The following is a 24,651-nucleotide window of genomic DNA, read 5'->3' on the forward strand; positions in this document are numbered from 1 at the left end:
CGGCGCAATCCTGGATAGATGAAGCGAAAAGGGGGCCTGCGCTTACTGGCGCGGCACCCAGACGCGCATGTCCACCTCGTCCGAAACCTTGAACGGCACGCCGCGCCGGTTGAGGAACAGCCGCTCCATCTCCGGCCGCGTGAACGGGCGGGAGCCCAGGCGGCCGAACACCGCGATCTGGCCGCCGGTTTCGTCCACCGCGCGGTCGCGGTCCAGCCCCTTCGACAAGGCGCGCGCCGCACTGGGTGTGCGGGCCCAGGCGATCAGTTCCGGCATCGGCGCGGGCGAGAAGCCGTAGAAGTTCGGCTGGCTGGACGGGGACGTCAGCTGCACGACTTTCAGCCCGTTCCGCCCGTCCGCCACATAGGCGAAGAGGGAGGCATTGGTGCTGCCCACCACCACGTCCGACACGTCGTTCATCACCCCGCCGAACGTTTCCTTGCGGTATATCTGCGGGAAGGGCGGGCGCAGCACGTCCACGATCACCAGACCTTCCGGTCCGCCCGCCACATAGGCGTAGGTGCGCGCCACGTAGAGCCGGCGCGCGTCGGTCAGCGGCACCGTGCCGGACGGCACTGCCACCGGATTGCGCAGATCGGTCACGTCGAACAGCTTCAGCCCTTCGCGATCGGTCACCCAGAGGTAGCGGAACTGCACTGCGCTGGCCCGCGCATCGTCCAGCGGGCGAACGGCGGTGACTTTCGGGTGCAGCGGATCGTGCAGGTCCACCGCGACGAGCCCGGCCTTGGCGGTGATATAGGCCACTTCGCCCGCCAGCGTCACATGGCGGGCGCCGTCCAGCACGTGATCCGGGTTCCACGTCAGCGCGCGGGTCAGGCGGTTGTTGCGGAAATCGCCGTCCGCCATCGTGTCGATATCGACCAGGATCAGCCCTTCCTCGCTATCGGTGACGACGGCGTAGGAATAGATCGGCTCGAACGCCTGTTCCTGATTGGCATCGCGCAGGCTCATCGGCGTGCCGTCCCCCTTGCGCAGCGGTTGGCCCTTGTCGTCCGCCAGCATGGTCGCGGCCATCTGGCGGTTGCGGGTGGGGGCGACCGGCTGGGTGGTGGCGATCGCCATGCAGGTGGCGTTCTTGGTCTTCACCCCGGTATCGTGGCCCAGCGGGGAGAACGGCGCGGAGATCACCGCGTCCGACACGCCCTTGTTGGCCACCGATGCCACGTCGTAGACCTTGAAGCCGCCGGTCCCTTCGGCAACGAACATGTATTCGCCGCGCAGTTGCAGGCAGCCGACTTGCCCGCCGGTGCCCTGCGTGACGTTGCGGAACTGCTCCAGCGGATGCGTCTCGCCCGACAGCTTGCCGTCGAACGTGCTGCCGCGCGTCCAGTTCTTCAACTCGCGCCCGTTCTGTTCGACATGCAGGCGCCAGTAGTCGGGATAGGCATAACGCTGGAGGTAGGATCCGATCACCGCCTGCGGCTCGTCCCACTCGGTAACGCGCACTGCCTCGAACCCGCCTTCCAGGCCGACCCAGGAATTGAGGCCCACGAAGTTCACGAAATTGGTGCCCAGCAGCAGGGTCTGGGCCATGATCGCGTTGTTGTCGTCCTTGTCGGACAAGTGGCAGTCCGAACAGGTCTTGGTCTCGGAGAGGCGCACGGTGTGGGGGAAGTGCGGCGCGAAGGCCTGGCTGGAAAAGCCCGCCGCGCTGATCGGCGGCTGCTGGATGTAGATCCGCTCCCGATTGGCGTTGGTGGAGGATAGCACCAGCGCCGATGTGGAGCGCACCGGCGCCACTTCCGCGCCCTTGGTGGTCATGTGCTTGCCCAGCTGGAACATGTCGTCCCGCGCGACTTGCGGGTTGTAGGTGGCGAAATTGCGCGTCTCCTCCCCCTCGAAGTGGTGGGAGGATGTCTTCCAGTTCGCCTCGATCGGCAGGTGGCAGCCGCCGCAGCTGGTGGTCCAGGAAAGATGGCAGGTGAAGCAGGCCATCTCCTCCGTCTTGTGCGCGCGGTCGACCATGGCAACGCCGGGGCCGAAGCGGAACGACCCATCGTCCGCGCCCGAACGGCTCATCAGCTTGGCGCGGGCCGCCTTGGCGTTGAATTCGGGAGAGGCGGGATCGACGGCATTGACCACCAGCTTCACGTCCCACGAAAGGTTGGGATCGACCACTGATCGCTGCGTCAGGTGTCGCCTGCCGCCTGCATCGGTACGCCATTCGAAACGGCGCTGGCCGTCGGGATTGCGCAGCAGAGACAGATCGGTGCCCTTGGGCGGCGCCGCCGGGCCGGACGTGAGCAGGGTGGGCAGGGCGTCTGCCGTGCCGTGGCAATCCTTGCAGCCGATTTCCACCGCATTGGCGACTTCGCCCTGGATCAGCCCGTTGCCGTGGGCGTCCTGCGCGAAGTGGCAGTCGGCGCATTGCATGCCCTTTTCGGCGTGGATGTCCATCATGTGGACGGCCTTGCCGGGGTTGACGCCGGGCTTCACGAACTTGCCCTCACCGGCGCGGCGCCACTTTTCCGGATCGTCGGGGGAGACGATGTGCGCCTTGTCGGTGCCCCAGGTGGCCATGTTGCCCCCGGCATCCAGCAGGTTGCCGGCACGGTCCCGCTTGAAGATCGCGCGGAAGGCCCAGCCGTGGCCGTGATAATCGGCGAACTGGGTGTCCTTCAGTTCGGGATTGAGGTCGTAGAGGTTGCGCAGGAAGTCCACATCGCCCCACTTGCCGCGCGGGGCGGCGCCTTCGGGGTTGCGGTCGTTCACCGCGCGCACCTCGGCGGCGGTGGGGTATTTCTGCTTTTCCGGCCACATCTTCGGCGCATCCGCCTCGTAATCCCACATCGTGTAGCCGAGGTAGGAATTCAGGAAGATGTTGGGCTGGTGCATGTGGCAGTTCATGCACTGCGCGGTGGGAATGGCGCGGGTGAACACGTGCTGGAGCGGGTGGCCACGCTCGCGCATGTCTTGACCTTCGCCTTCATGCCCGTCCTTAAGGGCGCCATGCGCGCCGCGCTGGGTGAGGGCGGCGATGGTGGGATCGCGGGTGATCGATTGCCCGTCGCGGCCAAGGCCGGCGTAGATCAGCGAATGGCGCGGTTCGCGGTCGTTGGCATAGATCACGTGGCAGGCCGTGCAGCCGGAGGAGCGATAGTCGCCCGGCTGGTCGTTCGTGCCCATGAACCAGGTGTAGGGATCATTCAGCCGGGTCTTATGAATGTTCAGCACCGGAATGGCGACGCGCAGGCCGGTGCCGGGGCCACGGTTGGACTGCTTCAGGTCCGGCCGGCCCGGTTCTTCCAGCCGCTGGATCGATCCGGAGAGGTTGGGCAGGCCCACTTCGGCAAAGCCCGATCCGTTGGTGCGGCCGCCTTGCTCGAACACGCGGAACACGTCGGCCGGCGGCGTGACGTTCCATGTCGGCAGCGGATAGAGCGCCGCCAGCGCGCCGCGCGCCTGCTGCGCGGGCGTTACCGTGCCCGGCGGATTGCCGGGCGAGACCACCTTCGCGGGCTCTCCATGCGCGGTGTAGGCTTCCCCGAAGATGTAGTTCTTGAACGGCGCGATGCCGTTGTTGTAGGCCGCGCCGCCCCAGAGCATCGCCCCGGTGGCCATCAGCGAACGCTCCGCCGCTTCGATCGCGGGCATGTGGCAATTGCCGCAGGAATCGCGCGCCACGCGGTAATCGCCGGGATTGACGAAGCGGATATATTCGGGCGCTTCCTTGTTCAGCAGGGTATAACTGCGTTCCGGATTGGCGGAACTCGGCCAGTTCCAGCCATGCGGATAGCGCGGCAGCACATGCGCCTTGTCCCGCGCGGCAACATAGTCGGGATGATCGAAGCCCAGTTCCGGGCGGCCGCGCACGGCGGCATTACCGCCGTGGCAGTCCACGCAGCCGAGCTGCACGGCCGGGCTGGCATGCATCGACGGCGCATCGGAATCGGTATGGCAGGTCAGGCACCCCGCCGACTTGGACATGACGTCCGCCGCGCTCTGCCGCGCGGGGGCGGCCGGTGCGCGAACCAGCGCATAGTCGCGCGGGACGGGGCGTTCCTCGCTGCTGGCCACCAGCCGACCGGCCGGAATGGCGAAGGCGACCAGCAGCGCCAGGAGAAGGATCAGGCGGCCGAGGCGCATCAGTAGCTCACGATCACATTGGCGAGCACCGAGTAATAGCTGCGGTTGCCCTGATTGTTGTCGAACAGGTCGCGGAAGCCCTTGCCCGCCACCAGCGTCGCGGCGCTGAGGCGGGCGACGATGTTCTGCGTCGCTTTCGGCCGCCAGACCGCCGCCATCGACAGGTCCCAGCCGATGTCATCGGGGATCGAACCTTCGTTGCGCAGCGTCTGCAGCACGGTGGTATTCTCGAACCACAAGTGGTTGGCATTGCCCGACAGGCGCAGCTCCGGCGTCAGGTCGAAGTCCGCCCCCGCGCCCGCCAGCATCGTGCCGGGGTTGTTGAAGTTGGACTGGCCCTGTTCCTTCGACGATCGCAGCGAATTGAGGATGCCGTTGCGCCCGTTGATGGAGATCACCCGGCCGCCGCCCGCGAAAGGCACCGACTGGCGGATCCAGTAGCTGGTGTCCGCCCCCGCAAAGACCGGGTTTTCGAACACCGCATCGAAGCCGGTTTCGGTATTGTCGTAAGGATCGTGATCGCCGCTGGCCCACAGGCCGGAGAGGCGGAAGCGCATCCAGTTGTGATCGTAGCTGAGTTCGCTGGCGGCGAAGAAGGCGCGGATATTCGCCTTGCTCCCAGTGAAGATGCTGTCCCGATCCTGCCCCAGCGCCGCATAGGCAGAGGCGGTCAGGTTCAGGCGGCCCACATGCCCATCGGCGTTGTAGCCCAGGTAATAGACATCGTAATCGCGCCCGCGCAGGTTGCCGATCAGGGCGGGGCGCACGGGAAAGCCGTTATCGTCGATCTCGATCCCATTGCCTTCGCGGTTGCGGTTGTAGGCAAGGGTGATCTGGCTGGTCAGCGCCGGGATCAGGAAGTCCTGCCGATAGACGTTGGCAATGAACAGCAGATCGTCGCGCGGACGCTGGACCACGGAGTTGAGGCCCGAATTGGTGTCCTTCTCCAGCCGCCAGAACGCCGCCAGGTTGTACTGGAAGCGGTTGCCGTCGCGGTTGCCGAACAGGCGAATGCCCAACTGCTGGTCGTTGAACAGGAAGCCCCGGAAATCCGCCTGAAACGGCTGGATGCCGACGCGGATCGAATCGAAGTCGTACCGGTCGGACACGTTGCGCAGGTGATAGTCGACGAACAGTTCCTGCACGCCCAGGAACTGGTCCGCGCGGTGCGAGGGCTTGCTGGGCTCCACATGCAGCACGCGCTTTTCGGGCACGTTCACGTAGTTGTAGTTGAACGCCAGGGCGACGCGGTATTCGATTTCCGGCGGCTTGAACGCAGTGTTGCCCTTGGTCAGCCCGGCGCCGAGGATGAAGGTCTGCGAAAAGACCATGCTGGCGTCCTTGCCGAACACGTCCAGGCTGCCCGGGCGTTCGGTGGTCTGCACGCCCACCGGGATCGGGAAGGTACGCGGTTCCAGCACCGTGTCCGATATCGCGGAGAGCGAGAAGAACCAGTCGTCCCCCGTGATCGGCAGCCACTTCACCTTGGCGCGGTCGATCGGGCGGTCCCCCTTCAGGGTGTTCTGGTGATAGGGATCGAACCAGCGTTCCTTTACGATGCCCAGCGTTTCGATCAGGCGCCAGCGGTCCGGCACCGGGATCTGGTCGGTGGGAAACGCTTCGGGCGGCGGCGCGCGCACGGCGCCGGGATTGTCCTGCGTCACGCGCTCGGGCAGCGGCGCCTGATAGCCGGGGCGGCGGCGGCCGGCGATCACGCCATTGTCCACATCCTCGGGCGAGGCTTCGCTGCCGGGCGCATCCAGAACCGGCTGGGATGCCGCTTCCGGCGCGGCACTGTCCTGCCAGCGCGGCGGTGCCGGCAGTTCCGGCGGCGCCACCTGCGCGGCGAGGACGGGGATGAACAGCGCGCTTAGCACTCTAGAGCCGCTTTCATAGGCCCTGGCAGACGTTCTGGTCGCTGGTGTCCAGGAACGGCGCGAACGGGCAACTGATATAGCGCAGCCGCACGCCGCTGCCGTTCACGTTCACCACGATCTGGTCCGCACGCATCGCCGCCGGGGCATTGCCCAGCGTGCCCAGTTTCACGCCCGCGTTGTTGGTGCCCAGGAACGAAATCATGTCGTCCTGATCGATGCCGTCGCCCGATACGCCGATGGCGCCGACCAGCACGTTGCCGCGATAGATCGGTACCGATCCGGGGAAGATCTGGATGCCGTTCTGCAAGCGGTTCTGCCCGCTGGCCGCATCGGGCAGGAAAGTGCAGCGCGCCTGGGTATCCGCCGCGCTGGCCCCGGTCACATAGTTCAGGTGCTGCGCCAGATTGGTCAGCACCAGCGCCGATTGCAGCCCGGTGGAGAACGGGTTCCACTGCGCGATCGGGCGCGACAGCGGGCCATTGGGATTGCCCACCTCGCCATCGGGGAAATAGGGGCGCGACAGGTTGCCGCCCGACCGATCGGCAAAGGCGTAAGTGCCGGTCAGCGCATTGGCATCGTTCAGGAATGTGCGCACTTTGCCGACGAAGCCCTGCACATCGGCGCTGGGATCGGCCAGCAGGTCGCTGCCCGCGTGGCTGCCGGAAAAGAACGCGGCGGTGCGTGCCTTTTGCAGCGAGACGTCCGCCCCGAAGATCGGCGCATCCGGCGCGCGCACCACGCCCAGCACCGCGCCATGCGTATCGACCATGGAGATCGTCACTTGCGCGCGGCTGTCCAGCGGTTGACGGATCTGCGCGCGGGCGCGGGTCATGATCGCGAAAGCCTGTTCCAGCACCGTGCGCACTTCATCGGCGGTGAGCGGCTGGACCACGTCTCCGCCATCGGTGGCGGCGCGGATCGGAAAGCGGTTGGCGCCGCTGCCGTCGGTCAGCACGAAGGCGTCACGGTCGGAAAACTCGGCACTGGTGGAGGCGCGAATGCCCGAGCTTTCGGCGCCATAGGCAGTGCCGGCGCGCAAAGTGGCGCTCTCGTAATAGCCGCGCACCGTCACCAGGGCGCCAAGGGCAGGGCCAGAGGTAGGGACAGTCTGGGCGTAGGAAGCGGCAGACACGTCGAACAGGCTGGAATAGACCGTGTCCGAATAGCGAAGCTGGGTGCCGTCCACATAGATGCGATCGGCCTGAATGCTGGCGGGTGCTTCGAAGCCCACGGTGCCGGCCAGCGCGATCTGCTCGTCGATGTCGGTATCGGTGTCGAGCACATTGGTGTCGAGCGAATAGGCCCCGTCCGCACTGACGCCCACGCCGCCCACGACCACGCCGTCGATGTAGAGCGGGAAGCCGCCCGGATCGGCCGAAAGCCCCAGCGGCGAACGCTTCGGCCCGATCATCGCTGCGGTGCCCGAAGCCTGAAAACGCTGCACGAAGTCGGAACAGGGAAGCTGGCTGAACTGCACGCCGAACAGGGGGCCGCTTTCCAGCCCCACGGTGCTGGGGGCGGGCGGGAAGTGCTGCTGCACGATCATGCTGGCAGTGCGCGTGGAGAAGGCGTTGCCACCGCTGGACAAGTATGCCCCGGTCAGTGCCTTGGCGATGGCGGCCGCTTCGGACGGGACCGAAAGGCCCTGGATATCCAGGTTCTGCCCGTTCGGCGCGTCGGGGATCTTGGCCGTGCCGGGTGCGCCGTTCATGCGGAACACGGCCAGCACATTGCCCACCCGGTCCACCACCGCGATCGTGCCCGGATGGCCGGACTGGCTGGCCTGCGCGGCGGCCTGCGCAACCACTTTGCCCACTTGCGCGGAAGTCAGCGCCAGTTGCGCCGGTGCGGTATATTCGCCCAGCACGGTGCCCGTGCTTCCGCCACCCGAATCTCCTCCGGAACTGCTGCCACCGCTTCCGCTGGCGCCCCCGCTACCGGTAGTTCCGCCCGAAGACCCGTCTCCACCACCGCAGGCGGTGAGCAAGGCAAGGGCGGCCATGGCGATAATCGACCGCAAGTGCATCGGCAGGCGCATCAGTGCAGCGTCCCGATCGCGCGCGTCGCCTGACCCAGCGCGGCGCGGAAGGCGGGCGGATCGAACCGTTCCGGCGCGGCGGTGGCGGCGTAGGCGCGGTTGATATCGGCCCGGATGCCGGCGGCGGCGCCCACGGTTACGCGGCCTTCGCGCACCAATGCGTTCAGCAGGGTGTCCACCGCCATCACTGCCTGCGCCGATCCGGTGTAATCGGTGAAGCGCGGCGCGGTGGTCTTGCCCGAAATCGCCGCGATCACCGAAAAGGCGGTGTCGCCCGGATAGCTGCGCGCGGCCAGCGTGTCGGACAGGCTTGCGGCGGCAAGGCCCAGCGTCTGCGCGGCGGCCACGCTTTGCGGGCGGCCCTTGGCCATGGCGGCATGGAACCCGCGCGCGGCGGCATCGAACCGGGCGGCCTCTGCCGGGGCGAGCGTGGCGGCGACGGCCGACAGCATGATCATGTTCTCGTCATTGAAGGGGGGATTGCCGAAGGGGATCGGGCGGCCGGGATTGACCTCGAACTTGCGGGTCGCGCCCGGATCGTCGCTGATCGGGCGGTGGCAGGAATGGCAGTCGAAGAAGGTGAACTGCGGGAACAGCCCTTCGTTTGCCAGCGCGGGATCGGCGAAAAGCCGGGTCTGGCGGCGGATCGCCTCTGCCTGGCCGACGGCCCAAAGCTGCACGCTGTCCAGCCGGCCCTTGCGCTTCGCATAGTCGGCATCAAGGTCGTAATGGGCCTGAAGGGCGGAGAACAGGTCCAGCTCGAACGCCACGCGCGGGTGCCCGGCGGCCATCATCGCGTGGGTGACGAACTGGCCCGGCTTGTCGCTGCCGTAATGGCAATCGAGGCAGACGCGGGCGCGCACTTGCGGCCTGTCCAGCGCGGTCATTCCGGCGGCCAGGTTGGCGGCGTGGCTGGCGGGCATGGCGTAGTGGCTGGAAATCCAGCCCGAAGCCGCGCCGTGGCAGGATTCGCAGCCTACCCCGTCCGATGCCTGATATCGTTCGCCCCGCGCGGCGGCGGGGGCATTGGTGGCATGGCAGCCAAGGCAGGCCGGCGCCGATGCCGCGCTGCCAAGGCCAAGCGCCGTGGCAATCCGCTGGCCGCGCGGGCCGGACAGCACGGCCGTTGCGCGGGAATGGGCACCGGCCGGGCTGGACGGGTCCTGCCACAGCCGCAGTTCGTCCTGCCGCACGACTTTGCCGTCCCCTTCGCCGCGCCCGTGGCAGGTCGATCCCGCGCAACTGGCGACGCCCAGGTAATTGGCCGCCTGCGCCACCGTCGCGATGGCGAGGCAGGCCAAGGCCATGGCAATCAGCCTGACCAGGAACTTCGGCATGCGATGCTTCACTGCTCGCCGCCTCCCGCGCAGCCTTGCGCGCCGGGCGGGCAGTTTGCGCCCCACAGGTCTTCATTGCCGATGCCGGTGACCGGATCGTCCACCAGCGGCAGATTCTCGCCCCGCTGGAATTCGGGCACGTCCACCGTGATCGGCGCAACCTCTATCTGGGCGAGCGGCGCGGTGGGCGTATCGTCCGGATCGACGGCGCCTTGAAGATCGCCCTTGGTAAGGATCGGCGTTTCGATCACTTGCCCGCAGTTGGTGCCGATCGTGCAGCCGTTGACGGTGGAGCCGGCGGCATAGGTGCCAGTGATGGCGATGGTTTTCAGCGTGTCCAGCCCGGTCACCGGCTGGCCGTTGGCATCGAAGGTTATCCCGTTGATGACGATGCGCGTGGCGCGCGATCCGGTGGTGATGGCCAGCGATCCGGCACTGAATCCGCGCCGGTCGGCATAGTCGGTGGAGATGCCGGTGTTCTGGACATAGATGCCGTCACCCACCGTAACCGCGATCGACCCGGCGCTGACGTTGCCTGCGGGGGTTGCAGCAGGCGGCGTATCCATGATCGTGTTGATCGCGGCCATGTCGGCCGCCTGATCGAACGCGGCGATCGCGGCGCTGCTAGCCACCACCACGCGGTCTGCATTGACGACAAGGCTGCCGAGCGCCTTGCCGGTACTGTCCGCCAGTCCAATGCCGCCAGTGTCGGTCACCACGTCCAGCCGGTTCGCGGCGATCCGCAAGCTGTCCGCAGCCGAGGATGTCTGGAGAGACAGCGGCCCGATCACCATAATGCGCCCCGGCGAGGACAGGTTGAGCGACCCGTCCGTGCCGATCTGGCCCGAAGGCCCGAACGCCACGCCGAGTGTGTCCACCACCATGTCGCCGGGTTGCACGGACTGTCCTGCCGTGACGGAGATCGACCGGTCGGCAAAGACCCGCGCGAATTCCGATGCGTCCAGGCTGTAACCGCCCGACTGGCCTTCGCCGCCCAGCCATGTCCGGCTACCACCCGCCGAATTGATGAAGCTGACCGTCTGGGTAAGATCGCGCCTGCCGATCTGACCGCCCCGACCGATGACGATGTCCGCCGACGAAGCAGAGATCGAAGTCCCGGCCACAACGCCTTGAACTGCCAGCGTCCCCCCCGCTGCGAGGCCGACCGCCGCGCGGCCCGTCAGGTCCGCACCGACACTAAGATCCCCCGCGGCCGAGATCGTCATGCCGCTGCCGGCAGTCAGCGCGGCAAGGGTGGTGACGTCCGCGCCGCCATTGACGGTGAGCGCTCCGCCAGCCTGCACGGTGTCGCCGAGCATGATGTCGCCATTGCGGGCGGTGAGCGAGACATCGCCGCCGCTCAATGCCGCGCCGGTCGAGATGCCGCCCAGCGCCGTCATCGTCAGGTTGCCGGTCGCGGTGATCGGGGTGGAGGTGACGATATTCGTCCCGGCAGAAAGTGCGATCGAACTACCGCTGGCGGCGCCGTCCAGTGACAACTGACCCCCCGAGGTCAGGCCAAGCGTATCGGCAGCGGTGAGATCGGCACCGACAGTGAGATCACCCATGGCCGAGATCGTCATGCCGCTGCCGGCGGTCAGCGCGGCAAGGGTGGTAACGTTGGAGCCGCCATTGACGGTAAGCGCTCTGCCAGCCTGCACGGTATCGCCGAGCGTAATGTCGCCATTGCGGGCCGTGAGCGACACGTCGCCGCCGCTCAATGCCGCGCCGGTCGAGATGCCGCCCAGCGCCGTCATCGTCAGGTTGCCGATAGCAGTGACGGGCGCCGCAGTCGCGATGTCCGTGCCTGCCGAATAGGTGACCGAACTGCCGTTGACCGCGTCGTTCGAGCGAATCTGACCGGCGCTGCTGGACAGCGTCACCGCGCCGGTGGCGTCTACGGTGGCGACGGTGAGGTCGCCGGTGGTCGCCAGCGAGAGATTGCCGCCGGTGGCATCGGCGTCGGCGAATGACAGCGATCCGGTGGAGCCGATATCGACCGACAGACCCGAGACGGTGACATCGCCGACAGACAGCAGATCGGTGATCGAAATCGCGCCCAGCGACTGCAGCAGGGTGGTGTCGCCCGATGAAAGCCGGGTGAGGGCGATGCCCTGCGGCGCGGAAATGGAAACCGCGCCCGCGCTGGAGAGCACCCCGGTTCCCGTTACCCTGCCTTGCATCGACGTCACCACAAGCGTCCCGGTGCTGTCCAGGCTGCCGGTGCCGGTCATCGCGAAGTCGATATTGCCGGTGGCGGAGATCGCGGTCTGGCCGCCGACCGAGATCGTGGAGCCTGCCGCCGCGCCTCGGAAACCGAGGCCGTCCGCGCGGGCCAGATCGCCCAGCGCGCGCGCGTCCAGGATTCCGCCGATGGTGAGGGTGCCACCGCTCGTTGCGCCCAGGCTGCCGAGTTCGACAAGACCGGCCACGGTGGCGGGGGCGGGCGGCTGGGTGCTTCCGTTCGAGATCGCGGAGGCATTCAGCGCGGCATTGCCATCGATCAGCAGCGTGCCCGACCGCGAAAGCAGCGAGGCCGTGCCGCCGGTCGCGGTGCCGAGCGCGGGCGCATCGGCGCTTGTCAGCCCTCCGGTCGCGCCGGCGCCGAGGGTGAGATCGCCGCGAATGTGGAGCAGGCCACTGCCCGATTGGTCGACCAGCGCGGAGCCGCCGGTGGCATTGCCGCCGAAGCCGGAAGTGCCGCTGCTGTCTCCGCCCGTGCCCGTCGCCAGCACATTGGCTGCCCCGCTTACCGTGATGGTGCCGCCGCCGGTGCCTGCAAGCGTGGCGGAACCGCCGGTGCCGGTGCCGCCCGTGGCTTCCACGGAAAGGCCGCCGGTGCCGCTTGCCAGCACTTGCGCATCGCCCTCCGCAAAGATCGTCCCGCCGGACGAGACCAGCCGCGCGGTGCCGCCCGTGGCGCTGCCGCCGATGCCGCTTGGAACGGAGGTGTCGATCTCCACATCGGGCGCCCGCGCCAGGGCCGAAACCGTCAGCAACGATGCGTAGACGTTGAGCGCGCCGCCGTTGCCCACGTCGATGGAGGCAAGGCCGCCCGTGGCATTGCCGGTATCGAAGCCGATCCGGTTGCTGCCGCCGATGCCGTTCGCGGTGACGGAAAGCATGCTGTTCGAAGACATCGTGCCATTGGCGATCGCCAGCGCGGCGCTGCCGCCGGTGCCGTTGCCGCCCGTGCCCGTTCCTGCCGGACCACCGGTGCCGCTGGCATCGATGCTGGCGGTGCTATCCGTCGCGATGGTGCCGCCGGCCAGATCGAGCAGCGCGGTGCCGCCGATGGCACTGGCGCCCACGCCCATATCCTCCGTACGGAAGACGCCGTCGATAAAGCCCATGAAATTGCCCGAGGCACTGGCGTCGACCGATAGCGCGCCGGCATAGCCATAGCTGGAATTGGCGCGCACCTGCAGGCTGGCACCGTTTGCCATGGTCAGCCGCGCGGACCCGCCGGTCATCGTGCCGGCATCCTGCAAGGCGCCCATGCCGATGGCATTGGCGCGCACGGAGACGTCGCTGGAATCAAGGCTGGATCCATCGATCGCCAGCACCGCCTCTCCCCCGTTCAGCGAGGGCGTGCGCAGGGGATCGGAGGCGAAGCCTTCGGCGTTCAAATCGGCGGAGGCGCTGACGGTGACCGATCCCTCGGCCGTGAGCGAGGAGCCGCCGGTGAGCGAAAGGCCGGCATGGCCGGCCGAGGCGAAGCTGCCGGACGGGCCGTTCACCGCGCCCACCGCATCGGCGGTGACGTAGACTTCGCTCGCCAGCGTTACCGTGACGCCATCCAGCACGAGATTGGCGCCGCCGGTCAGGCTGCCCGCGGCGTTGCCGCCGCCGCCGCTGCCATAGGAACCTTCGCCGGCGAAGGAGTCCGCCGCGATGTCGATCCCGTACCAGTCATAAGTGCCGCCGGTGAGCGAAACCGTGGCGGTGCCGCCGAAGCCGCTGCCTGCCTGTGCGGACGAATCTGCCCCCCGGCCGGAGGCATTGAGGCCAAGGTATTGCAGGTTCAGCGTGCCACCCAGGCCGGTAAGGCTGGCCGATCCCCCGTAACCATCGCCACCGGTGCCGCTGCCGCTGCTGTCGTCTCCGCCGATGCCGCCGGCATAGAGATAGAGGCTGGTCGCATTGCCCAGCGACGCATCGGCGCCGACCGTAATGGCGACGGTGCCGCCATGCCCGTCCCCGCCCCGCGTATAGCCGGAACCGCCGTTGCCCGTTGCGCTGGGGGAGATGAAGGAGGCGGGCAGCACCGCGTCTCCCGACAGGGTCAGCTGGATCGTGCCGCCCGTGGCCGAACCGCCGATGCCGCCCGGATAGTCCGTGTTGCCACCATAGGCGTTGGCGTACATCGTCAGGGAATCGGTGGTGAAGGCACCGTCGGTGGCGATGGTGATCGTGCCGCCCTTGGCCGTGCCGCCGTCGGGATTGCCGGTGCCCGCATTGGCGCCGACATCGATCGCCACGTCGCTGGCCGCGAAGGCGCCGCCGGTGTTGAGGATCGAGACGGCTCCGCCGATCGCATTGATGGAGGCGGCATTGACGCTGCCGCCATCGCCCATTGCCGTCAGTTCCACGCCGCCGGTGGCCGTGAAGGCGCTGCCGGCGCCGATGTTGATCGCAACCGTGCCGCCGTGTTCGCCGTAGCCGGCATTGGCGGAAAGCGCGACGCCGCCGTTGGGATCGTTGGCAAGGATCGAGGCGCCGGCCAACGCATCCAGCCGGACCTCGTTGATCGCGTTCAGCACTACCGGGGCATCGAACACGGTCTGCCCGGTGGGGGCGACGGCGATCGTGCCGGTGGCATTCGCGGTCGTCGCCGAAGTGAAATGGGCATCGCCGATGGTGATGTTGCCGGGCTGGGTCAACGGATCGCCGGCGTCCACCCCGTCCACCGCGTGTCCGGCCGTCAGCATTACGGCATTGCCGTCGTCGGTGGCGGAAGCGGCCGCGTCATAGCCGATGTTGCCCGAAAGCAGCATGGTCAGCCCGTCGTTCTTGCTGACCGCCACCATGCGGATCACGCGCGGGTCGGCGGCGCCGGCGGAGCTGCTGCCGCCGGTCGATCCGGTATGGACGATACCGTTGGGATCGTCGGTGCCCGAAGTCACGGCAATGTCGAACATGCCGGCGTTCATCGTGATGTCGGCCGCAGTGGCGGCGACATAGGCGATGGGGCCATCGGCGCGCACGGTGCCGCCCTGCTCGATCCGGGGGGAGACGATGGCGATGTAGGAGCCGTTGGTGGGCGCCTGCGGGTTGAGGCTGGCCGTGAGCTGCGCGCCATTGGCGATGCTGACCATGGCGGCGCCGCTCGATGGCGCGGTGAAGCGAATCTCGCCATTGGCGCCGTAAAGGCCGCCGGCGGTGTCGATCGGATCGGTGGTCAGCACCAGCCCGCCGACGGAGAACTGCGCGGTCGCGCCGACGATGATGCCGTTGGGCGAATAGAACCAGATGTTGCCGCCGGTGCCGCCGAACAGGTCGCTCTGCACGGTGCCGTTGAACTGGACGGACGAATTGGTCGGCGTCCCCAGCGTATCCTGGGTGACGATGCGGTTGAGCACCGTGTAGTCGCTGCCCGAAAAGCCGCTGCCGGTGGTGAAGCTGGCGGTCGTGCCGGCCGGCTGGAAGTTGACCGAGGTGCCGGCGCCGGGATCGGTGGCCACCCAGTCGATCACCGTCTCGGTGGAGCCGACCTGCACCAGGGTCGTGCCGGTGCCGGTCTCGATCGATCCCGATCCGGACGTGATGGTGCCCGTCCCCTGGAACGACTGCGCTGCCGCCGCGTGCGGCATCAGGGCGGCCAGCATCAGGGCCGGGCCGCTGGCCCCGGCGAGGGCGGCGGTGCGCGCTGAAAAACGGGTCTGGGTCATGACGCATTCCACGGCAGCAGCCGCGCCCTGATGGTGAAGAGGATCCGCACGTCGCCCCGCTCCGCCTGAAGGCCGGTGCGGTTCAAGGGGACTGCCAGCGAGAGATTGCCATCGAACCGGTCGTTCCAGCGGCCGCGCAGGCCGCCGCCGGCGGTCCATGCCTCGTCCGGGTTTTCCAGCGCGCCGGGGTGATGGCGCCAGGCCCAGCCGGCATCGACGAAGGCGTAGGGCTGGAGGACCAGTCCGCTACGCCGCGATCCGGAAAGGCGGCCGTAGCGCACCTCGAACGCGGTGCCGATGCCGCTGTCGCCGGCGACGGTGCCGGGATCGAGCCCGCGCCCGATGGTATAGTTGCCCAGGCTGAACTGTTCGTAGGACAGCAGCGTGTCCGGCGAATATTGCGCGCGGGGGGACAGGGCCAGGGTGATGCCCGGCACCGGGCGGAACTCCGCATTGAACTGCGCGCGCATCACGAAGGCGCTGGGATCGGCAAGCAGGTTGCTGATCGGCACATGGGGCGAAAGGCACTGGCTGATCGGCGTGCAATCGTCGCTGGCGCCAAGGCCGCTCAAGCCCTGCCGCAGTTCGACCACGCCGCCCAGCCGCCAGCGCGGCTCACCCAGCGAGAAACGGCCACGGCCCAGCAGGCTGTTGCGGTCCACGGTATCGAAGGCCAGGCGGCCATAGAGCACGCGCAGCCGATCGCGCGTGAACGGCGCGCCGGCATAGTCCAGGTCCTGGTCCACCACTTCAAGGCCGGTCGCGGCGCGCAGCGACAGGGCGCGGCGGCGGATCAGCGGGTAGGACAGGCCCACGTCGCCCACTACCGTCTCGGTCTTGAAGCGAAGGGGCCCCGAAGGTTCGGACCGGCCCCAGAGGATGTTGCCGCCCACCCGCAAGCCACTGGTGCCGATGGCGAATTCGTGGCCGGCCTGAAGCACGGTCTGCTCGCTAAAGTCTAGCGTGTTGAAGAAGCTCAGGCTGGTGCGGTCGGCCAGCCCGGTCAATCCGTTGAGCGCGGCCTGGACGAAGAGGCCGGTGGGCCCGGTGCTGCTGGAACCCAGGTTCTGAAGGCCCACGCCCAGCTCGAACGGGCGGCGGTGGACCAGCAGGTCCCCCACGACATCGCCCGGCTTGCCCTTGGCGGGGCGCAAGGTGAGGCGCACGTCGTAACCCGGCATGTCCCCCAGCAGCAGCAGCTGGCGCTCCGCCTGATGGGTGTTGAACCACGGCTCCCGCGTCAGGCGGTTGAGGTAGGCGGCGATCTGCTTTTCGGCGGGGCCGGCCTTGCCGCGCACCTGCACTTCGACAAGGTGGGCGATCATCACGTCCATCCGGACGACACCACCCTTTTCGATGCGCTGGGGCGGGATCTGGACGGCGGCAAGATAGCCCAATGCGCGCAGTGCCGTGGCGGCCCGGTCGCGCACTTCGCACAGCGCGGCCACGGGCTGTTCGGTGTCGGCCATGTCACGCCAGGTGTCGTTCAGGACGGCCGGGGCCACCGCCGACAAACCGGCGAATTCGACGCGGGAAAAGCGGACGCGGGTATCGGCGAAACCGGGCGCGGCAAGCGGGCAGGGGCCCCGCTCGATCTCGTCATCGATCGTCACGCGCGGGCGGGCGGGGGTGGTGGGGGCCGTGTCCTGCCCGGCCTTCAGTTCCTCACGCGTTTGCGGGACGGGCACGGGGATTGGCACGGGCGCAGCCGCTTGCGCCAGCGCCACGCCGGGCACGATCATGCTGCCGCCACCGATAAGGGCCGCTCGCACGGCGGAAACCCGCAGTTTTTCCCGAAGCGAGGCATTCGGCGTCATTTCAATTTCCCCCTCGCCGGACTTCCCCCATCCGGCCGTAAATCACATCATTGCGGCGGCGCCGCAGGCCCATCGGACGCTCCATCGGACGGAAGCGCCAGTGCATGGGTCAGCACCGCGAGCTGGCCCTGGCAGCCATGGGCCAGCAAGTCGGAAGCCAACCGTTCCGGATCGTTTTCCAGCCGGGGCAGTACGGCGAACGTCACATCGACGGGCGGCTCCTTCCCATCGGTCACCGCGTAGGTGGCGCCGTCCTGCACCGGGGCGGAGGCCACATCCCAGGCTGCGACCGTGGACTTGTCCGCGAACGCGATCGGGGCCCGCTTTCCGCCATTTCTGCCGCTGTTGACAGTGACGGTGCTGTAGCTGCCCTCTCCATCCATTTCCGGCCGCCAGGCGCGGATGGGCATGCCGGCCACAACGCAGACCGGGCCGGGCACGGTCACGTCGACATACCAGAGGTTCGGGCGCAGCGGCTTGCCGTCGGGCCCCGCGGCGCGGACCGCCCCGGTGCGCACGCGGCTGGCGTCACGCTGCTGGGTGAGGGCGGCGAAAGTGCTGCCCTTGCTGGCGCCGGCGGGCGCGCCCACGGTGAAGCTGCCCGCGCCCTTCAGCACGCGCGTGCCCTTGGCGTCGAGGATGGTCACGCTGTCCGCCGCCTTCAGGGTGATCGTGGCATTGTCCGCCAGCTTGCGGCCGGGCGGGAAATCCTTGGCCGAAGGGCCGCTGGCGGCGACGACGATGCCCGCTAATGCGGCAGCAGGCAGGACGGCGGCAACGATGGCGGTGCCGAGCGCCAGCGGGCGGTGCAGCGATGGACGGTCAAGCCAGGACATAGGCTTTCTCCCCTTGGAGTTTACGGGTTCTTTCAAGCAGGCAGGCCAGCGGCCGGTCATCGGGCCGGGCAGCGGCAAGCGCGGCAATGCGGTCTGCGGCCTTGGCCGGATCGCTGTCGATCAGCGCAATGGCTTCCGCCAGCGACTGACGCTCGGCCATGGGCATGTTCGGTGTAGGCTCTAGAATCTCGACCGGGCGCGCGCGTCCGCGCAGCACCACGCGGCCCAGCGGGCGCCACCAGTCCAGCCCGGACCGCTCTGCGAATTCGCGGCTGACCACGACCGAGGTGCCGAGCGACTTGTTGGCCGATTCCAGGCGAGAGGCTGTGTTCATGGCATCGCCCAGCGCGGTATACTGGATGCGCCGTTCCCCGCCGAAATTGCCGACCACCGCCTCGCCATAATGTGCGCCCACGCGGGTGCGGCCGATCGGCGGCAGCGCGGGATCGACCGAGCGGCGAAATTCCTCGCCCGCCTGCCACATGGCTAGAGCGCAGCGGGCGGCTTTCTCGCCATCGTCGGGCCGGGCGATCGGCGCGCCCCAGAAGGCGACGACCGCATCGCCGACGTATTTGTCGACCAGTCCGCCATGTTCCAGCACCACGCGGGTCAGCCGGTCCAGATAGTCGTTGAGGAGGCGCGCGACCACTTCCGGTTCAAGCTGGTGCGAAAGCGTGGTGAAGCCTTCGAGATCGCTGAACAGGATGTAGAGTTCGCGCTTGCTGCCGGAGAGGGTCAGTCGCTCCGGATTGTCGATGATTTCCTGCGCGATGTCGCGCGGCAGGTATTTGCCCAGGGCATCCTGCGCGAACCGCCGCTCCACCGCGCCCGATGCGCGCACGGCGCTGGAAACCGCCGTGAAGGCCAGGATCCAGCCGGCCACCCAGCCGAACGCGGGGGTGCCGTACGTCTCCACCCCGCGCCCCTGAAGGAAGAACGGCAGCCCGGCGATGGCCACGAGCTGGACGATCAGGAACGGCGCCATGCGCCAGATGCGTGCGTCCACCAGCGCGGTCAGCATCGCGGCCAGGATGACCATGAGGGCCACGCCCCAGCGCTGCCATCCCGCCACTTGCGTCATCCGTGCACCATCCAGCATCTGCGCGATAGTGGCGGCGTGGACCTCGATCCCCGGCACGGTCGATCCGGTATAGGCGGTGAGCGAGGTGGTCACCTGATCGGTATCGACGATCTCCCCGCCGATCAGCACGTAGCGCCCCTTGATCTGGGCGGCGAGGGCGGCGGCCATGCCAGGATCATCGAGAGCGGCGAACAGGTCGATCGGCAGCATCGAGAAGACCGGCGCGTCGCTGGCGGCGCGGCGATAGCGGATCGATCCGGTGTAGCCGTCGAAAGCGCGCGCCTTGTCGCCATCCGGCCCGGAACTGACCATGGCGCGGCCGATCAGCGGCGGCAGCCCGGGCTCGATGCTGGGCCAGACGCGCGTGGCGCCCTGATAGTTCGGCAGGCGGATAGAGGCGGGGTGCGACTTGCTGCCGTCAAGCTGCGCCAGCAGGCCCTTCAGGTACTGCTGCTGCTCGTAATTGATATCGTCCTTGTTGGTCGCAGTATCGGCATAGGCAACGAAAGTCGGCGTGCGCATGGCGCGAAGCTGGCCGATCAGCGCCTGATCCTCATCCTGCGGCTGGTCGAACAATACGTCGATGCCGATCGCCTTGGCGCCCATGCCGTCCAGCTTTTGCAGAGCCCGGGCCAGCAGGCCCCGATCGAGCGGAGAGCGCTTCTTCGCGGCGATCAGCGTCTGGTCGGTATAGGCGACGATCTGGATGCGCGGGTCCTGATCGACGGATGGTGCCATCACGAAGCTACGCAAGTCGTAAAGCGCATCTTCCGCATTGCCCACCACCGGCAGGTCCCAACTGAAGCGCGTGATCAGCAGCGCCGCCACCAGCATCAATGCGGTGGCCGCAAGCTGCCGCCCGCTTGCCGCGCGCACATTACGACAGCCCTTGCGGATCAGGCCGTGCCAGCGGGAGGAGGGCGAGAGCGTGGTCAAGGCGGGTCTCAGCGTCCCGGTACCGGGCGCGCGGCATCGCCGATGATGGCGAAGCCTGCCCAGTAATAGGGGTGCGAGGTGGCCGGATCGTCCATCAACTGGCGCTGCGATGCCGTGAAGGCAGCGCCGATGGACTTCTGGCCGGCCTGGTAGAAGCCGTTGAACAGCTTTTCGGTGGCGTTGTAATCGTCCGGCGCCGGCCAGTGGCTGGCGATGACCTGCCGTCCGCCCGCGGCGATGAAGGCGCGGACCAGGCCGTCCAGCGCCTGTCCGCCGCCGCTGGAAAGCCCAGCCTCCCGCGTGGCGTCAAGGCTGGCGCCGGCGGCGGTGTCGCAAGCGGAAAGCACCACGAGATCCGCGTCCAGGTGCAGGTCGAAGATTTCGCCGAACGATAGCAGGCCGTCCGATCCGGCACCGCCGAACGAGGTCAGCAGGGCGGGGCGGACCGGACAGCCGGTGCGCGGCGCGGTGACGAGGCCGTGCGTGGCGAAGTGAACGACGCGGAAGGAGGCCATATCTCCCCGCGTCTTGATGGCAGTATCGGTGAAGGCCGCGCCGGTAATCAATTCGGTGCCACGATTGCCGAAGGCGCCCGCTGCCTGCTTGAGTTCCAGCGGGGAGATTGGCTGGTTCCACGTCGAAACCGGCCACGAACAGTCGCCGTCGATCGCGTTTTCGCCGCCCGAACGTAGCAGCGCGTGTTCCGCCACCGGGCCCAGCGGGGCATTGTTGCCAAGGCCCAGATAGGCACCTTTGGCCTTGGAGACCGGAGCGACGCGGGCATCGCGGAAGCTTGCGGCCGAAAGCGCGGTGGATACGGCCAGCTTGCGGCCGAGCCAGTCGATCCCGGTAAAGTCGTACTCGTCGCCGCCGGCGGTGACGCGGGCGTGGTAGGCGGCAACACCCTTGCGGTCGTCCGTCAGCAGGTTGATCGGCAGGCGGCGCAGCGCGCCGTCCGGCTCGAAGATCAGGTGCGACAGGCCGGCGATGCGCGGGCGGGCAGGGCCCAGCAGCGCTTCGTCCAGCGAGACGGCGGAGTCTATGTCGAACGGATAGGTGGACTGGACGCCGTTGATCGTCAGCGAAATCGAATCGCGCAGGGTGTTCACGGCTTGCTCGGTCTGGGCCGCGTTCAGCCCGGTACGCCATGCCAGCAGTGCATCGGACCCGGCATCGAAGTAGATCGCGTAGATGCCGCCCGCGAGCTGCGCGAGCTTCAGATAGCCTTCGCCCGGTTCAAGTCCGCCGCGCATTTCCGCCAGCGGCACCGTGCGCTGCGCGACCGCGCGGTAACGCGGATAGGCGGCCAGCGCCTGCATGGTTTCAAGCTGCGCCTGCTCCAGCTGCGCCTGCCGCATGCGCAGCGTGTCCAGTGCAGAGGTGGCGGCCTGCTGGCCGTTCGGATCCGGCAGGCCGAGGCGGGCGATCTCGATCCGCGTGCGTTCCAACTCGCGCGAGAGGCCCAGGGAGCGGCGATAGATCGCGGCGGCATCGTCCGAGCCGCCCTCAAGCTGGCGCGAAAGCTGGCTCAGCGTATCCGCCGCGCCGGAGGATTGCAGCAGTTGCGCCGCCTCGAACAGCGCGGTCACGGCGTCCCGATCATGCGTGCCCGCATCGCCGCCCGAAAGCAGGTCGAAGTAGGGGCGCATCAGATTTTCCATGCCCACCAGCGCGCCGTGGCTGGCCACGGTGTCGGCCACGACCGCGCGATAAAGCGTCAGCGCCGGTTCGCGCTGCCCGCGCCGGGCCAGGAATCCGGCAAGCCGCGCGCGGACGACATTGACCGAGGCACTGTCCGGATAGCGGCTTTCCACCAGCGAGAGCGCGGTGCGCAGGCTGCTCTCCGCACTGCCGAAGCGGCCCTGCGCCTCATCCACCAGTGCGATTTCGGAAAGGATCTGCGCGCGCATGCGGGTGGCGGAGATGATGCGGCCGTCCTGCACCTGCAGCGTCTGGCGCTGCGCTGCGTCCAGCGCGGCACGGGCTTCGTCCGGGTGGCCCTGGAGGCGTAGCACGGTGCCACGAAGCTGCAGCGCCTGGGCATCGATCAGTGCGGCGCGGTCCTGCTGCGAAAGCGTTCCCGGCTGGCCGAGCAGCCCGGTAAGCTGCGCTGCGGAACCGGCATTGAGGCCGTCCGCCGTGCGCCGATCGATCGTCAGCGCGCCGTCGCTGGAAGTGACGGGCACGAATTGCGGCACCGGCCGGTCCAGCGCGGCCAGCGCATCATCCAGCGCGCCGCGATTGATCGCATCGATCGCCGTGTAGTTGCGGGCAAGGCGGGCTTGCACCGGGTCGCCCAGCTTCATCGCCTCCGCCTCGGCAAATCGGATGCGGGCCTGCGTGAAGTCGCCAAGGTTGGAAAGCTGGAGCGCGAAGTTGATCAGCGCTTCGTGCCGCCGGGCGGGCTGCGCCGCCTCGTCCCCCTGTGCCTGCGCCAGCAGGGCGGGGGCGGCGGCGAAGAATTCGGCCGCTTCGGCATAAGAGCCGGCACTGTTGCCGCGATAGCCCTGGCCCAGCAGTTGCCCGGCATCGCCATTGGCGGCGCGCGCTTTGGCAAGGCTGAGCGCATCGGCCCCGCCGAGGTTGGCGATGGCGACCGATCCACTGGCGACCCGGTCCTCCACCAGCGAGGCGAGCGTGAGGCGCAGCGCGGGATCGTATGCAGCCAGCCCTTCCACCGCGACCACGCCGTTGCGGGTGCGGCGCATGTAGACGCGCCAGGAAAGCCCGGTGCGACTGCCGGTGCAGGTGGCGCCATCGGCGGCGAAGGCGGCGCCGGGATCGGCGCAAGTCAGCGCTTCCTCGCGGGCACGGTCCAGCCGGGCGGCGGCGTCCGCTTCTCCGCGCAATTGCCAGGCGGTGCCTACCGGGCGGGCGACGTCGGCGCAAAGGATCGCCCACTTGCGATCGAATACGGAGCTTCTGGCCCCGCCAGTGCCGCCACCCATGTCTACGCCCTGCACTTCGCAAGCCGGGCCGGCGCCGCCGATGGAAAAGCTTTCCGCCGCGGATGGGCGCGCCGGAACGGCGGCACCATGCGCGCTCGCAGTCGCGGCGCACCAAGTGCCGGTGCACCATGCCAATGCGGCCAGTCCCCCCAGGACCGTCGCAATGCCGCATCTGACTGTCACTTCGATTCCCCCTGATGCCGCAAAAATTCGCCACGGAAATCCATGGCGAATGAAGCGAGCACCGCTGTTTGCTGTCCCCCCTGGGAGCAAACTAATTGTAGCGGGGAATATTGAGGGCAGGCAATGAGTAAATGTGCCGGAATGACTGGTCCCGGCTTCAATATTGGGGATCGATTGCGGGGAAATGCTGTCCGGGACTGTTCGGCCGGGCGCTTGCAGTGAAGTTCACGCGCCGTGTTCGAGGCCGGGTATCGGGCCGGCGATGAGCGGTATCGAGATGTCGCGCGGCTTTTCGGATTTTGCCAATTGGACCATCCGATAGTCTGCAGCTGGATGATTTGAGGGGCCATGATTGCCTCTATGAGGCAGCATGACTCGCGTGATTGCTCCCCGCAGGCCCTCGGTAATTCCCCGGATGCCTGCACTGGCGGCGCTGCTGGCCTTTGCCCCGGCTGCAGCGGCGCATGCGGCGGAAAGTCCCGTTCCGACCGAAACTTCCCGTCGCCAGGGCGAAGCCGGACGGATGGAGGACAGCGAGAAGGTACTGGATCTCGGCTTGGCTTATACCGCCGACATCTGGCACAATTCCGGCGGGGCCAAGCCGGGCTGGCGCTATCTCGACAATCTGGACGTAATCGTTGGTGCGGATCTCGATGCGGCAGTGGGCTGGCACGGCGCCCGGCTGTTCGCCTATGGCCTCTACAACAACGGCCATTCGCTCAGCGACCTTACCGGGGACGCGCAAGCCGCCAGCAATATCGAAACCGGAGTGGAAGCATTCCGGCTTTACGAAGCGTGGATCGAACAGGACTTCGGCGCCGGCGCGTCGGTCAAGCTGGGGCTCTACGATCTCAATTCCGAATTCGATGCGCTCTATGCCAGCGCGTTGTTCATCTCCAGCGCGCACGGGATCGGCACCGATATCAGCCAGTCGGGCCGGAACGGGCCATCGATCTTCCCGGTCACCAGCCTGGCGCTGCGCGTGGAGGCGAAAGTCTCCGACGAAGTGACTGCGCGGTTCGCGGTGCTGGACGGTGTGCCCGGCGATCCCGATCATCCGCGCCGCACTGCCATCAAGCTTGGGCATGGCGATGGCGCCTTCGCGATAGGGGAGGCCGATTGGCGCCATGGCAAACTGCGCCTGATCGGCGGGGCATGGGGCTACACCCGCGAGTTGGAACGGCACGGCCTTTCCGGCACCGCGCCCAGCCACGGCGCCTATCTACGGGGAGAGATGGAGCTGCTGTCCGGCGACAGGGGCAAGGTCAGCGTGTTCGGGCGGCTCGGCATGGCCAGCGGCGCAGTCAACATGTTCTCCGGCTTCGCCTCGGCCGGGGTGACGCTGGACCTGACGGACGACTGGCAGTTCGGCGCGGCCATCGCCCATGCGCGCACTTCGCACGATTACCGTCGCGCCACATCCGCCGGGCCCGCGGAGACCTCGATCGAACTGACGGCGGCCAAGGCGATCACACCGTGGCTGAGTTTGCAGCCGGACGTTCAGTACGTGATCGATCCGAGCGCCGCGCCGGGCGTTGACGATGCGCTGGTCGCCGGGCTGCGGGTTACCGTCAGCTTGTAGCCGGCCCTCCACCTTCGC

Annotated in this window: 10 protein-coding genes; 1 reads left to right on the plus strand and 9 read right to left on the minus strand. The window is 67.9% G+C overall.

From position 1 onward, the window contains the following. Nucleotides 1-42: 42 nt before the first annotated feature. Genes WBP07_RS02405 through WBP07_RS02445 form a run of 9 tightly spaced genes read right to left on the minus strand, consistent with a single transcriptional unit; the run spans nt 43 to nt 23,051 of the window. Nucleotides 43-4,107 (minus strand): multiheme c-type cytochrome, encoded by a 4,065-nt coding sequence (locus tag WBP07_RS02405; RefSeq protein WP_395394050.1) that lies wholly within the window; start codon nt 4,105-4,107, stop codon nt 43-45. Continuing rightward, nucleotides 4,107-5,984 (minus strand): hypothetical protein, encoded by a 1,878-nt coding sequence (locus WBP07_RS02410; RefSeq protein ID WP_395394051.1) that lies wholly within the window; start codon nt 5,982-5,984, stop codon nt 4,107-4,109. The genes WBP07_RS02405 and WBP07_RS02410 overlap by 1 nt, the downstream gene beginning before the upstream one ends. Before the next feature lie 13 nt (nt 5,985-5,997). Beyond that, on the minus strand, nt 5,998-8,022 hold the full coding sequence (locus WBP07_RS02415; RefSeq protein WP_395394052.1) for a heme-binding protein: 2,025 nt from the start codon (nt 8,020-8,022) through the stop codon (nt 5,998-6,000). Continuing rightward, on the minus strand, nt 8,022-9,329 hold the full coding sequence (locus WBP07_RS02420) for a multiheme c-type cytochrome (protein ID WP_395395702.1): 1,308 nt from the start codon (nt 9,327-9,329) through the stop codon (nt 8,022-8,024). Before WBP07_RS02420 ends, WBP07_RS02415 begins: the two co-directional genes overlap by 1 nt. 38 nt (nt 9,330-9,367) lie before the next feature. Next, nucleotides 9,368-15,250: a hypothetical protein gene (locus WBP07_RS02425; RefSeq protein WP_395394053.1), complete on the minus strand. Its 5,883-nt coding sequence runs from the start codon at nt 15,248-15,250 to the stop codon at nt 9,368-9,370. Continuing rightward, nucleotides 15,247-17,067 carry a ShlB/FhaC/HecB family hemolysin secretion/activation protein gene (locus tag WBP07_RS02430; RefSeq protein WP_395394054.1) on the minus strand — a complete coding sequence of 607 codons (1,821 nt, stop codon included), beginning with the start codon at nt 17,065-17,067 and terminating at the stop codon, nt 15,247-15,249. Before WBP07_RS02430 ends, WBP07_RS02425 begins: the two co-directional genes overlap by 4 nt. A gap of 47 nt (nt 17,068-17,114) precedes the next feature. Continuing rightward, nucleotides 17,115-17,903 carry a hypothetical protein gene (locus tag WBP07_RS02435; protein WP_395394056.1) on the minus strand — a complete coding sequence of 263 codons (789 nt, stop codon included), beginning with the start codon at nt 17,901-17,903 and terminating at the stop codon, nt 17,115-17,117. Then, a complete protein-coding gene (locus WBP07_RS02440; protein ID WP_395394057.1) occupies nt 17,890-19,920 on the minus strand; it encodes a CHASE2 domain-containing protein in 2,031 nt (676 codons plus the stop codon). Before WBP07_RS02440 ends, WBP07_RS02435 begins: the two co-directional genes overlap by 14 nt. A gap of 8 nt (nt 19,921-19,928) precedes the next feature. Then, the gene (locus WBP07_RS02445) at nt 19,929-23,051 is read right to left on the minus strand and encodes a CHAT domain-containing protein (protein WP_395394058.1); all 3,123 of its coding nucleotides are present in this window, start codon (nt 23,049-23,051) and stop codon (nt 19,929-19,931) included. A gap of 370 nt (nt 23,052-23,421) precedes the next feature. On the opposite strand from WBP07_RS02445, the gene WBP07_RS02450 reads away from it, so the two are divergent. After that, complete coding sequence (locus WBP07_RS02450; protein ID WP_395394059.1) at nt 23,422-24,633, plus strand: carbohydrate porin; 1,212 nt, start codon at nt 23,422-23,424, stop codon at nt 24,631-24,633. The last annotated feature ends 18 nt before the right edge of the window (nt 24,634-24,651 follow it).

The organism is Novosphingobium oxfordense (assembly GCF_044029435.1).
Lineage (GTDB): Bacteria > Pseudomonadota > Alphaproteobacteria > Sphingomonadales > Sphingomonadaceae > Novosphingobium.